Annotated in this window: 10 protein-coding genes; 6 read left to right on the forward strand and 4 right to left on the reverse strand. The window is 53.3% G+C overall.

The window, feature by feature from the left end:
- Positions 1–33 precede the first annotated feature (33 nt).
- Complete coding sequence (djlA, locus tag F7Q90_RS08905) at positions 34–846, reverse strand: co-chaperone DjlA (protein WP_006117650.1); 813 nt, start codon at positions 844–846, stop codon at positions 34–36.
- A gap of 182 nt (positions 847–1,028) precedes the next feature.
- Between djlA and lptD the strand changes: the two genes are divergently transcribed.
- The 6 genes from lptD to apaH are packed head-to-tail and all read left to right on the forward strand — an operon-like array spanning position 1,029 to position 7,841.
- Entirely contained in the window at positions 1,029–3,401 is a 2,373-nt protein-coding gene (lptD, locus tag F7Q90_RS08910; protein WP_006117649.1) for an LPS assembly protein LptD, read from the forward strand.
- Between the two features lie 54 nt (positions 3,402–3,455).
- Positions 3,456–4,751 (forward strand): peptidylprolyl isomerase SurA, encoded by a 1,296-nt coding sequence (gene surA, locus F7Q90_RS08915; RefSeq protein WP_006117648.1) that lies wholly within the window; start codon positions 3,456–3,458, stop codon positions 4,749–4,751.
- Entirely contained in the window at positions 4,741–5,733 is a 993-nt protein-coding gene (gene pdxA, locus F7Q90_RS08920; protein ID WP_006117647.1) for a 4-hydroxythreonine-4-phosphate dehydrogenase PdxA, read from the forward strand. Before surA ends, pdxA begins: the two co-directional genes overlap by 11 nt.
- A complete protein-coding gene (gene rsmA / locus F7Q90_RS08925; RefSeq protein ID WP_006117646.1) occupies positions 5,726–6,547 on the forward strand; it encodes a 16S rRNA (adenine(1518)-N(6)/adenine(1519)-N(6))-dimethyltransferase RsmA in 822 nt (273 codons plus the stop codon). The genes pdxA and rsmA overlap by 8 nt, the downstream gene beginning before the upstream one ends.
- A 3-nt stretch (positions 6,548–6,550) precedes the next feature.
- Positions 6,551–6,928, forward strand: coding sequence for a Co2+/Mg2+ efflux protein ApaG (gene apaG / locus F7Q90_RS08930; RefSeq protein ID WP_006117645.1), 378 nt, complete (start codon positions 6,551–6,553; stop codon positions 6,926–6,928).
- A 55-nt stretch (positions 6,929–6,983) separates the two neighbouring features.
- Positions 6,984–7,841 carry a bis(5'-nucleosyl)-tetraphosphatase (symmetrical) ApaH gene (gene apaH / locus F7Q90_RS08935; RefSeq protein ID WP_006117644.1) on the forward strand — a complete coding sequence of 286 codons (858 nt, stop codon included), beginning with the start codon at positions 6,984–6,986 and terminating at the stop codon, positions 7,839–7,841.
- 54 nt (positions 7,842–7,895) lie between these two features.
- Here the strand turns inward: apaH and folA are convergent, their stop codons facing one another.
- The 3 genes from folA to carB all read right to left on the reverse strand — a co-directional run bounded on the left by folA (position 7,896) and on the right by carB (position 13,351).
- Positions 7,896–8,378 carry a type 3 dihydrofolate reductase gene (gene folA, locus F7Q90_RS08940; RefSeq protein ID WP_006117643.1) on the reverse strand — a complete coding sequence of 161 codons (483 nt, stop codon included), beginning with the start codon at positions 8,376–8,378 and terminating at the stop codon, positions 7,896–7,898.
- Between the two features lie 231 nt (positions 8,379–8,609).
- The gene (locus F7Q90_RS08945; protein ID WP_006117642.1) at positions 8,610–9,749 is read right to left on the reverse strand and encodes a porin; all 1,140 of its coding nucleotides are present in this window, start codon (positions 9,747–9,749) and stop codon (positions 8,610–8,612) included.
- A 371-nt stretch (positions 9,750–10,120) separates the two neighbouring features.
- Positions 10,121–13,351, reverse strand: coding sequence for a carbamoyl-phosphate synthase large subunit (carB, locus tag F7Q90_RS08950; RefSeq protein ID WP_006117641.1), 3,231 nt, complete (start codon positions 13,349–13,351; stop codon positions 10,121–10,123).
- Between the last annotated feature and the right edge of the window lie 8 nt (positions 13,352–13,359).

A 13,359-nucleotide genomic window follows, 5' to 3' on the forward strand; every position in this document is an offset into this window, starting at 1 on the left:
GCCCCGCGGATGAATCACCGGGGCGCACGCCGCTTACTTAAAGCCTTTTTCTTTGCGAATCAGATCGTAAGCCGACTGGATGTCCTGCGCTTTCTGTTTGGCCATTTCCATCATTTCTGGCGGTAACCCTTTTGCCACCAGCTTATCGGGATGGTGCTCACTCATCAGTTTGCGATAGGCTCGCTTGATGGTAGTGGCATCATCACTGCTTTTCACGCCCAGTACATTACAGGCATCGTCCAGCGTAGGACCGCGTTGTGCCTGCTGGAAACCGCCTTGAGAATAACTGCGGCCGCCGCCAAACTGCTGGCCGCCTTCCATCATGCGCAGAAACTGATCGAACTGGCTGTGTGAAATGCCCAACTCTTCACCAATAACGTACAGGACCTGACGTTCGTTGGGATGCAGTGTGCCGTCGGCAAACGCGGCCTGAATCTGAATTTCCAGAAACATCCGAATCAGGTCAAAACGACCAAAGCAGGCACTGCGTAATTCGCGCAGTTTGGTCCGCAACGGATATTCGCCCTGTTTGCCCTCACGAAAAGCACGTTGTGCGGCAGTACGCGCCTCACCGTGAAGCTGCATGCGGTCCATAAACAGAGACGCAATCTGGATGTCCGCTTCCGTTACGCGCCCTTTCGATTTGGTTAAATGCCCCATCACCTGAAACGTGGTGCTGAAAAACAGTGACTGTCGGGTCTGGGTGTTTGAAAAGTACGCCTTGCTTTGTGCGCCGCGAACCTTGTCAAATCCATGCCCAATGATCAGGCCGATTACAATTCCCCAAAAGCCCGCGCCAGACAATAATCCCAGCACCAGACCTATAACTTTTCCCCAGTAGCGCATAAACTCCTCAATTCGCCATGCTTACGGCTGAAAATTGCATTATCATACCTGTCATTTATCTCAGCGCCTAACGGCAGCGCGGACAGAAAAGGATTAACACTGGCGCAACGCCAGGCAGTGCGTTAGTCTCTGACCCGATTGTCGGCATGATGCCAGTTTTCATGGAATTCTCGATACCGCGTATGAAAAAACGTATACCTACTCTGCTGGCCACCCTGATCGGCGCAGCCATTAGCCAGCAAGCCTTCGCCGACGATTTAATGTCGCAGTGTATGTTAGGCGTGCCGAGTTATAATCGCCCTCTGGTCAATGGCGATCCCAATCAGTTGCCCGTTACTATTCACTCGGATTCCGTGAAAGGCAACTATCCTGATGATGCCATTTTCAAAGGTGATGTAGACGTCAGCCAGGGCAACAGCCGCATGCTGGCTGATGAGGTGCAACTTCATCAACGCCAGCCAGAAGGTCAGACGACGCCCGTCCGGACCGTCGATGCGCTAGGTAATGTGCACTACGACGATAATCAGGTCATCCTGAAAGGTCCGAAAGCCTGGTCGAATCTTAACACCAAAGATACTAACGTCTGGGACGGTGATTATCAGATGGTCGGCCGCCAGGGGCGGGGTACGGGCGATCAAATGAAGCTGCGTGGACAAAACCGTTACACCATCATGGAAAACGGCACCTTCACGTCCTGTCTGCCCGGCAGTAACAGCTGGAGCGTGGCGGGGTCCGAAATCATTCAGGATCGCCAGGAAGAAGTGGCAGAGATCTGGAACGCGCGCTTTAAGCTCGGTTCCGTCCCGGTATTCTACAGCCCGTATCTGCAGTTGCCGCTGGGCGACCGTCGCCGCTCAGGCTTCCTGATCCCTAATGCCAAATACGGCAGCAATAATGGTTTCGAGTTTATTCTGCCTTACTACTGGAACATCGCGCCTCAGGCCGATGCCACCATTACGCCGCACTATATGAGTAAACGTGGTCTGCAATTGCAGAACGAATTCCGTTACCTCACAGAAGCGGGCGCAGGTCTGGTCGAATTTGATTACCTGGCGTCGGATAAGCAGTACGACAATGAAAAAGCAGCGCGCGGCATAGCCCAAAGTGACAATTCGGATCGCTGGTTATTTTACTGGCGCCATGCCGGTGTATATGACCAGCACTGGCGCTTTAACGCCGACTATACCAAAGTCAGCGATCAGTATTACTTCAACGATCTGACGTCGCCTTATTACAGCTCGACTGACGGCTATGCCTCACAGAAATTCAGCGTCGGTTATGCGGATACTAACTGGGACGCAACCCTGTCGACCAAAGATTTCCAGATTTTTGGTAATACCAGTAACAGCAATGTCTATCGTGCCTTTCCGCAACTGGACCTGAACTGGTACCAGAACGATGTCGGCCCGTTTGACACCCGCATCTATGCCCAGGCCGTAAAGTTTACTAACGTGAACAGCAGTTTCCCCGAAACCACGCGTTTACATGTTGAACCTACGCTCGATCTGCCGTTATCAAACAGCTGGGCCAGCCTGGATACTGAAGCCAAATTTCTGGCCACGCACTATCAGCAAAAAGATGTTGATTACTACAACGCTAACTTTGCCCCCACCAGCACTACCAGCGGTGTCCTGAAAGACTCCGTCAACCGCACATTACCGCAGTTTAAAGTTGATGGGCGCATGGTATTTGATCGTGATATGGACTGGGCACAGGGTTACACCCAAACGCTGGAGCCAAGGGTTCAGTACCTGTATATCCCGTATCGGGACCAGAGCGACATCTATCCTTACGACTCCACGCTGCTGCAAACGGACTACACCGGCCTGTTCCGCGATCGCTCTTACAGCGGTCTGGATCGCATCGCCTCAGCGAACCAGGTCGCGACCGGTGTGACTACACGAATTTATGATAATGATCTGGTTGAACGTTTTAACGTTTCTGTGGGTCAAATCTATTCGTTCACGCCTTCGCGTACAGGCGTTAACCAGACCAATAAAGATGACGATACCGGCAGTCTTCTTTGGGCCGGGGATACGTACTGGAAGATCAGCGAACGCTGGGGCGTGCGTGGCGGGCTGCAATACGATACCCGCCTGAATAACGTGGCGCAGGGCAATACCGTGCTGGAATACCGTCGTGATGCTGACCGTATGGTGCAGTTGAGCTACCGTTACAGCAGCCCGGAGTATGTTGCTTCTGCGCTTAACGACAGCTCACTGGTGAATAACCCGATTTATAAAAACGGGATTTCACAGGTTGGCACCACGGCAAGTTGGCCAATTCATGATGCCTGGTCGGTGGTTGGCGCGTATTACTACGATACGCGCAATAATCGCCCGGCATCACAGCTGGTTGGCCTGCAGTACAGCTCGTGTTGCTACGCGATTCGTCTGGGATATGAACGTAAAATCAACGGTTGGGAAAACAACGACAGTAAGTACGACAACCAAATCTCATTCAACATTGAGTTACGTGGCCTGAGCTCGAATTATGGCCTGGGCACTGGCCAGATGCTGAGTCAGGGAATCATCCCTTACCAGCGTGCATTCTGATGTTGTGATGTTTGACAGGCAATCCCGCAGTGCGGAACCAATAATGGATAAAGTATGAAGAACTGGAGAATGCTGATTCTTGGTGTGGCGATCAGTGCCAACACCGTGTTCGCAGCACCACAAGTGGTTGATAAAGTTGCAGCTGTGGTTAATAACGGCGTGGTCCTTGAGAGTGACGTGGACAGCATGATGAACACCGTTAAATCTCAGGCGAAACAGGCCGGCCAGCAGCTACCGGACGATAAAACCTTACGCCATCAGATCCTTGAGCGTGAGATTATGGACGCGATCATTCTGCAGTTAGGCGATAAAGCCGGTTTGCAAATCAGCGATCAGCAGCTGGATCAGGCCATTCAGAATATTGCCGCTCAAAACCACATGACCCTCGATCAGCTGCGCAGTCGTCTGGCCTATGACGGTATGGACTACAACACGTATCGGTCGCAGATTCGTAAAGAGATGCTGATCTCTGAAGTCCGTAATAACGAAGTCCGCCGTCGCGTCACCATCCTGCCACAGGAAGTGGATACGCTGGCAAAACAGGTGGGTGCGCAGAATACTCAAGGGACTGAGATGAATATCAGCACCATTCTTCTGCCGCTGCCTGAAAACCCGACACAACAGCAGGTTGACGATCAGGAAAAACTGGCAAAACAGCTGGTGAGCGAACTGAAGGGCGGTGCTGATTTCGGCAAACTGGCCGTTACCTACTCCGCTGACTCCCAGGCCCTGAAAGGCGGCAATATGGGCTGGTCAAAAATTGAAGAGCTGCCGACGCTGTTTGCTCAGGCTCTGGCCACGGCGAAAAAAGGCGATATCGTTGGTCCGATTCGTTCCGGTGTGGGCTTCCATATTCTGAAAGTGAACGATTTGCGTGGCGAAAGCAAAAACATCTCTGTCACCGAGGTGCACGCACGCCATATTCTGCTGAAGCCGTCACCGATCATGACTGACGATCAGGCCCGCGCGAAGCTGGAACAAATTGCCGCCGATATCCGCAGCGGTAAAACCACCTTTGCGGCCGCCGCAAAACAATTCTCTGACGATCCGGGCTCGGCTAACCAGGGCGGCGATCTGGGATGGACCTCGCCTGAAGTCTTTGACCCGGCGTTCCGCGATGCGCTGCTACGCCTGAAAAAAGGGGAAATGAGCCAGCCCGTTCATTCCTCTTTCGGCTGGCATTTGATTCAGTTGCTGGACACGCGTCAGGTTGATAAAACGGATGCAGCCCAGAAAGAGCTTGCTTACCGCATGCTGTTCAACCGCAAGTTCGCGGAAGAAGCGCAGACCTGGATGCAGGAGCAACGTGCAGGGGCTTACGTGAAAATTCTGGATAACAATGCGCAGTGATTGTCGTGTGGTGATTACGCCCGGCGAACCCGCCGGGATTGGTCCCGATCTGGCTGTGCAACTGGCTCAACAGGCCTGGCCTGTTGAGCTGGTCGTTTGTGCGTCTCCCCAGCTCTTGCTGCAGCGCGCCGCATTGCTGGGTTTGCCTCTGACCCTGCGTCTCTACGATTCTGCAGAGCCTCCAGCGCCCCAGCAGGCCGGTACACTCACCGTCCTTCCCGTTGAACTCCCGCAGCCCGTCACACCCGGTACGCTTTGTGTCGACAACGGTCACTATGTACTGGAAACGCTGGCTCGCGCCTGCGACGGCTGCTTGTCCGGTGAGTTTGCTGCATTGATTACCGGCCCTGTGCACAAGGGCGTGATCAATGACGCGGGGATACCGTTTACAGGCCATACCGAATTCTTTGCCGAGCGTGCAGGCGCGCACCGCGTGGTCATGATGCTGGCAACAGAGCAGTTACGCGTCGCGCTTGCGACCACGCACCTGCCGTTAAAAGCGGTCGCTGACGCCGTCACCCGGGATTGCCTGCATGAAGTGATCACGATCCTGCATCAGGATCTCAAAGAGAAATTCGCGATCGCCCAGCCGCATATTTTTGTCTGTGGGCTGAATCCTCATGCGGGTGAAGGCGGCCACATGGGTCGGGAAGAGATAGACACGATTATCCCGGCACTGAATGAACTCCGCCAGCAGGGTATTCAGCTGACTGGCCCATTGCCCGCGGACACACTTTTCCAGCCCAAATATCTGCAACATGCCGATGCGGTGCTGGCGATGTATCACGATCAGGGCTTACCGGTTCTCAAATTTCAGGGATTTGGTCGCGCGGTAAATATTACCCTCGGCCTGCCGTTTATCCGTACCTCAGTCGATCACGGCACCGCGCTTGAACTAGCCGGGCTGGGTCAGGCTGACGCGGGCAGCTTTATCACGGCGCTTAATCTCGCCATCACTATGATCAAGAGCAGTAATGAATAATCGCGTCCATCAGGGGCACTACGCCCGTAAACGTTTCGGGCAGAACTTCCTGAACGATCAATACATTATCGACAGCATTGTCTCCGCCATTCATCCGCAACGCGACGAAGCGTTAGTCGAGATTGGACCGGGCCTTGGTGCCCTGACAGAACCGGTCGGCGAACGTCTCGACAGCTTAACGGTTGTGGAGCTTGACCGCGATCTGGCAGCCCGCCTGCAGACACATCCGTTTTTAGGTCCTAAGCTGACGATTTATCAGCAGGATGCCATGACCTTTGATTTTGCCGCGCTGGCTAAAGAGAAAGGCCAGCCGCTACGCGTCTTTGGTAATCTGCCCTACAACATTTCGACCCCGCTGATGTTTCATCTGTTCAGCTATACTGGTTCGATTAAAGATATGCACTTCATGCTACAGAAAGAAATGGTTAATCGCCTGGTGGCCGGTCCGGGCAGCAAAGCATATGGTCGCCTGAGCGTCATGGCGCAGTATTACTGCCAGGTCATCCCAGTGCTGGAAGTGCCACCGCACGCTTTTACGCCGCCTCCTAAGGTGGATTCAGCGGTAGTACGTTTGGTGCCTTTTATGACGCCACCGCATCCGGTAAAAGACGTGCGTATTTTAAGCCGTATTACCACGGAAGCGTTCGGCCAACGTCGTAAAACGCTGCGTAACAGCCTGAGCCATATGGTGACTGCGGGTGCGCTGGAAGACTTGTCGATCGATACGGGCCTGCGTGCAGAAAACGTGTCGGTTGCGCAATATTGTCAGTTAGCAAACTGGTTGGCAGACCATCTGGATAAACCGCAGGAGTAACCTATGAGTGAACCGGCCCGCGTATCGATCCACGTCCAAAGCCTTTATGTCGCCTCGCAATCCTCACCGGAAGAAGAGCGTTATGTTTTTGCTTATACCGTTACGATCCGCAATTTAGGCCGCTCCTCTGTGCAACTGCTCGGGCGCTACTGGTTGATCACCAACGGCAATGGACGTGAAACAGAAGTTCAGGGTGAAGGCGTAATCGGTGAACAACCACACATTGCGTCCGGTAGTGAATACCAATATACCAGTGGCGCGGTGCTTGAAACGCCTATGGGCACGATGCAGGGCCACTATGTGATGGTGGATGAGCAAGGCGATACGTTTCACGTCGACATCCCCGTTTTCCGCCTGGCTGTTGAAAGCCATATTCACTGAACCTGATGCCTTTCGCCCGACTAACGGGCGACTGTTTTTTGTTGGATAATTCACAATGAATACTTACCTGATTGGCGACGTTCACGGTTGTTATGATGAATTACGTGCTCTGCTAAACCAGGTGAACTATGATCCTGGTCAGGATACCTTGTGGCTGACAGGTGATCTGGTCGCACGTGGGCCCGGCTCGCTGGAGGTACTACGCTACGTCAAATCGCTGGGAGACAGCGTTCGCCTGGTTCTGGGCAATCACGATCTGCATTTGCTGGCCGTTTATGCCGGCATCAGCCGCAATAAACCTAAAGATCGCCTGACGCCACTGCTGGAAGCGGAAGACGCAGATGAATTGATCAACTGGCTACGTCGGCAGCCTCTGCTGCAGGTTGATGAAGAAAAGAAGCTGGTGATGGGCCATGCGGGCATTACGCCGCAGTGGGATCTGGAGACGGCGCAACGCTGCGCGCGTGAAGTCGAAGCCGTCCTGGCCAGTGACAGCTATCCGCTGTTCCTTGATGCCATGTATGGCGACATGCCGAATAACTGGAGCGAATCCCTGTCCGGCCTGGCGCGGCTACGTTTCTCTACTAACGCGCTGACCCGTATGCGTTTTTGCTTCCCAAACGGACAGCTTGATATGATTTGTAAGGATGCGCCTGAATCAGCGCCGCTACCGCTTAAACCCTGGTTTACGATTGAAGGGCCCGTTGCCCGCGATCACACCATTGTGTTTGGGCACTGGGCATCACTGGAAGGCAAAGGGACACCAGAGGGCATTATCGGTCTGGATACCGGTTGCTGCTGGGGTGGGAATCTGACCCTGCTGCACTGGGAAACGCAGCGTTATTATGTTCAGCCTTCCAACCGCCAGCTTTCTGTACCAGACGATCTGTCACCCCAACAGTCAGCCAGCTGATCCACCGCCATAAAAACGCCTTGTCCCAACAACAAGGCGTTTTTCGATCCCCCATTAACGACGTCGTTCGAGGATCTCGAAGCAGTAGCTGTGCGAATTCTGCTCGTCAGCGTCATGGAATTCGCTAAAGGTAGAATGCCATTCATCCGGTTCGTAGTCCGGGAACTGGGTATCCCCTTCTACTTCAGCATCAATATGCGTCAGATAAAGGCGGTCAGCGCGGGCTAACATCTGTTCATAAATGCGGCCGCCGCCAATGACCATGATCTCTTCAGCTTCGCCCGCAGCATTTACTGCGTCATCCAGCGACGTTACCCAGGTAACGCCTTCTGCGTGACCGGGTTTACTGCTGACCACAATATTCAACCGGCCCGGTAAAGGCCGGCCAATCGATTCAAAAGTCAGCCTGCCCATAATGACGGGCTTTTTCAGTGTGTTGCGCTTAAACCACGCCAGATCTGCAGGCAGGTCCCACGGCATGGCGTTTTCCATTCCAATAATGCGATCTGCTGCTAATGCCGCGATAAGACTAATCATGTTAAAAAGCTCGCTGAAAAAAAACAGGCGCCATGATACGTAAAGGTTAAACCTTCGTCGATAGCAGGAACGGGCTTCTTAAATAAAGCGGCATAGACACCGCCTTTCAGAGTTTGTACAGGGTTTTACTCCGCAAAAATCGCGGTTATAACCCTTAAATCGCCAGATAATGACGTGAGTGCGTGATAAACACAGAGAATAAAACGGCTCCAGACGGAGCAGTTGGGATTATCAGAAATCGTAGCGGAAGCGAACCAGATTCATGTCGCCCTGATTATCCGTGCTGGACGTGAAGACGTGTTCGTAATCTACACGGAAACCATAGTCAAGGAACAGCGTTACGCCCAGACCATTGTCGATGCGCTGGTAGTTACGGCCATTCGCATATTCTAAACGGTCACCCATGACATAAGGCTGAACGGCTTTGACACCATATTGCGCCACCGGGATTTTATATCCGGCGTAATATTCGATGCCCCAGGCATCATCCGCAAAATAGTTATTCACGTTGCGCTGTTTGGTGGTCAGGAAGTTTTGGTACCAGCCACCCCCTGCTGACAGGGTCCAGTTACCTGGCGTCCAGCTCAATGCTGTTCCAAAAATGTTTTGGTCGTAATCTTTACTGTTGCCAGTAGCAGGATTACGCATGCTGGCGCGGGTGTAGTTCCAGGCCGTGCCCCATGCCAGGGTAGGCGTAATATTGTAATTCACACCCAGCGAGCCACCGCCCTGGCGCTTATAGCGCAGCCCGTTGCCCGGCAGATACTCGTTATCGCTAAACAGGTAAGAGGCGTAAAGATCGACCGCCCCATAACTGTTTTTGTATTTCAGCTGCTTACGAGAACGGTAGGAACCATCGTAATCACCGTTAATGCCGTTGCCCGGTGCCTGGGCCAGCATGTCGTAATCCCAGATATCCGTCTTGGCACCCACAACATCGTAATAAACGCTGTTCTGCTGACCAAAGGTTAACTGGCCCCAGGTTTTACTTTTCAGGCCGGTATAAAGCTGGCGGCGAGTAGTCTCGTGCGCACCTTTAGCGTAGTGATTATCCCAGTTGAACACGGCCGGAATGTTAACGCCCAGTTCATAGTAGCTGGTCCAGCTAATATCATCGAACAGGTAGTAGTCGGCGCTGAAACGGAAACGGGATCCGCCGTCAAAGCCATTACGCTTGTAAGATTTATCGTTGACGCCGGTTTGATGATTAAACTGGGGGCGAATGCTGCCACCAAATTTGAAATCGAGACGGCTAAGGGGATCGCCTGCTTGTGGGTCTTGTTTAAGAAGAGTGATTTCAGCCTGGCTGGAAAACGTGACCAGAGCCAACAGTGCAGCCACTGCACTCAGTGCAAAATTACGCGCTTTCATTGTTATGAATATCCTGTTTACGCTCTCTTCATGAGCGGGCAGGATATTACATTGGCCATGCATGACTTGGTAGTACTTTGTATTATAAATTCGTGCGAAAAAGCGAATCAGGCATGATTTGATAATAATTAAATCAAATTCTTTTGGCCTGAATCCGTTACAGTTGGGCTATATGACTTTTATTCAGTCCGCTTTTAAATCAGACGTTTTAAAATTTGGGTTAAAGGTAACGATAATATTATTTATCCGAAGTCTGACCCTGTTTCTTCTTACAACACCGCATTGAAACTAACCGATTTTAAAAAGCCCCTGCCAGAAGCGCTCTGCTTATGGCAGATGCTCCAGACAGGGGCCTGAGCGCTCAGTCTGCGCTATTTATGCGCAAGGATTTGCGCATGCATCTCCTGCACCGAAATGACTTTTTCGGTTGGATCGGCATTTAGCGCCATTGCCGTTGCGAAGCCACCGTTCAGCGTCGTGTCGTAATGCACCTTATATTGCAGTGCGCTGCGACGAATCAGCTTGGAGTCTTCAATCGCCTGGCGACCTGCTGTAGTATTTACGATATAGGCGTACTCACCGTTTTTCAGGCGGTCCTGAATGTGCGGGCGGCCTTCGTGAACCTTATTCACCAGGCGCGGGTTAATACCGGCCTCGCCCAGTACCACAGCCGTACCGTGCGTCGCATCCAGTTCAAAACCAAACTTCTGCAACTTCGCCGCGAGGTCAACGATACGTTTCTTGTCGCCTTCACGAACGGACAGCAGCGCACGTCCGGTTTTCTTCATGTTGCTTTGCGCACCCAGCATCGCCTTGGCAAACGCCTCGGCAAAGGTACGGCCCACGCCCATGACTTCCCCGGTTGAACGCATTTCAGGTCCCAGAATCGGGTCAACGCCCTGGAATTTGTTAAACGGCAGCACCACTTCTTTGACAGAGTAGTAAGGTGGAATCACCTCTTTGGTGACGCCCTGCTCCGCCAGCGTTTTGCCTGCCATTACGCGGGCTGCCACTTTTGCCAGCGGAACGCCGGTTGCTTTTGACACGAACGGGACGGTACGCGCCGCACGCGGGTTAACTTCAATCAGGTAAACTTCGTTGTCTTTGACCGCAAACTGTACGTTCATCAGGCCACGCACATTCAGCTCAAACGCCAGTTTTTCAACCTGCTGACGCATGACATTCTGAATATCCTGACTCAAAGTGTAGGCCGGCAGAGAACAGGCCGAGTCACCCGAGTGAACGCCAGCCTGCTCGATATGTTCCATGATACCGCCGATCAGCACGCGCTCACCGTCGCAGATAGCATCCACATCGACTTCGACGGCATCATCCAGGAAGCGATCCAGCAAGACCGGCGCATCGTTGGACACTGACACCGCCGTCTGGAAATAGCGTTTCAGGTCGATTTCGTCGTAGACAATTTCCATGGCGCGTCCGCCCAGGACATAAGACGGGCGGACCACCAGCGGATAACCAATGCCCGCCGCTTTTTCAACCGCCTGCTCCAGCGTGGTAACGGTGGCGTTAGCTGGCTGCTTCAGACTCAGACGGTCAACCGCCTGCTGAAAACGTTCACGGTCTTCTGCGCGATCGATGGCATCCGGGCTGGTGCCAATGACCGGCACACCTGCCGCTTCCAGCGCGCGAGCCAGTTTCAGTGGCGTTTGTCCACCGTACTGCACGATAACGCCTTTCGGTTTTTCGATGCGCACGATTTCCAGCACGTCTTCCAGCGTGACAGGTTCAAAGTAGAGGCGGTCAGAAGTGTCGTAATCGGTGGACACGGTTTCCGGGTTACAGTTGACCATGATGGTTTCATAGCCATCTTCACGCAGCGCCAGTGCTGCGTGGACACAGCAGTAGTCAAACTCAATGCCCTGACCAATACGGTTTGGTCCGCCACCCAGCACCATAATCTTGTCGCGATCCTGATTAGGATGAGCTTCGCACTCTTCTTCATAGGTGGAGTACATATAAGCGGTGTCTGTTGCAAATTCCGCCGCACAGGTATCCACGCGCTTATAGACTGGGTGAAGATGATGCTGCTGACGCAGTTTACGAATCTCGCCTTCCGCGACGCCCGCCAGGGCTGCCAGACGTGCGTCGGCAAAACCTTTGCGCTTCAGCGCGCGCAGGAAATCCGCGTTAAGGCCATTGATGCCTTCACGCGCTACCTGCTCTTCCAGGCGAACCAGCTCTTCAATCTGCACCAGGAACCAGCGATCAATATTGGTAAGATTAAATACGCCATCGACCGACATGCCTGCACGGAACGCGTCCGCGATGTACCAGATACGATCCGAACCGGCATCTTTCAGCTCACGACGAATGCGGGTCAACGCTTCCGCATCATCCAGATGCACTTTCGGGTCAAAACCATTAGCTCCCACTTCCAGACCACGCAGTGCTTTCTGCACCGACTCCTGGAAAGTACGGCCAATCGCCATGACTTCACCCACCGATTTCATCTGGGTGGTCAGACGGTCATTCGCACCGGCAAATTTTTCAAAGTTGAAGCGAGGAATTTTTGTCACGACATAATCGATAGACGGCTCGAACGAGGCTGGTGTGCGTCCCCCAGTGATATCGTTCATCAGTTCATCCAGCGTAAAGCCTACCGCCAGTTTCGCGGCCACTTTTGCAATCGGGAATCCGGTGGCCTTCGATGCCAGCGCTGAAGAGCGTGACACACGCGGGTTCATCTCGATGACGATCAGACGGCCATTTTTCGGGTTCACCGCGAACTGGACGTTGGAGCCACCGGTTTCCACGCCGATCTCACGCAGTACCGCCAGCGAGGCGTTACGCATGATCTGGTACTCTTTGTCGGTCAGCGTCTGTGCGGGCGCCACCGTAATGGAGTCACCGGTGTGAATGCCCATGGCGTCAAAGTTTTCGATAGAGCAGACAATGATGCAGTTGTCGTTTTTGTCACGCACAACTTCCATCTCATACTCTTTCCAGCCAATCAGCGATTCGTCGATTAACAGCTCGTTGGTAGGCGAAAGATCGAGTCCGCGTTCGCAGATCTCTTCAAACTCTTCGCGGTTATACGCGATACCGCCACCGGTGCCGCCCATAGTGAACGACGGACGAATAATGCAGGGGAAGCCGACATCGGCAGCCACTGCCAGCGCTTCTTCCATCGTATGTGCGATACCGGAGCGCGCCGTATCCAGACCAATGCTTTTCATCGCCACGTCGAAGCGGCGGCGGTCTTCCGCTTTATCGATCGCATCGGCCGTGGCACCGATCATGGTTACGCCAAACTCGTCAAGAACGCCCTGACGTTCCAGCTCCAGCGCACAGTTCAGCGCCGTCTGGCCGCCCATGGTTGGCAACACCGCATCCGGGCGCTCTTTCTCAATAATCTTACGTACCACTTCCCAGTGAATCGGCTCGATGTAGGTTGCATCGGCCATTTCCGGGTCGGTCATAATGGTCGCCGGGTTCGAGTTCACCAGAATGACGCGGTAACCCTCTTCGCGCAGGGCTTTACAGGCCTGGGCACCGGAATAGTCGAATTCGCAGGCCTGACCGATCACAATCGGACCGGCACCAAGAATCAGGATGGATTTTATATCTGTACGTTTTGGCATGATTAGCT

The organism is Pantoea stewartii subsp. stewartii, from assembly GCF_008801695.1.
Taxonomy (GTDB): domain Bacteria; phylum Pseudomonadota; class Gammaproteobacteria; order Enterobacterales; family Enterobacteriaceae; genus Pantoea; species Pantoea stewartii.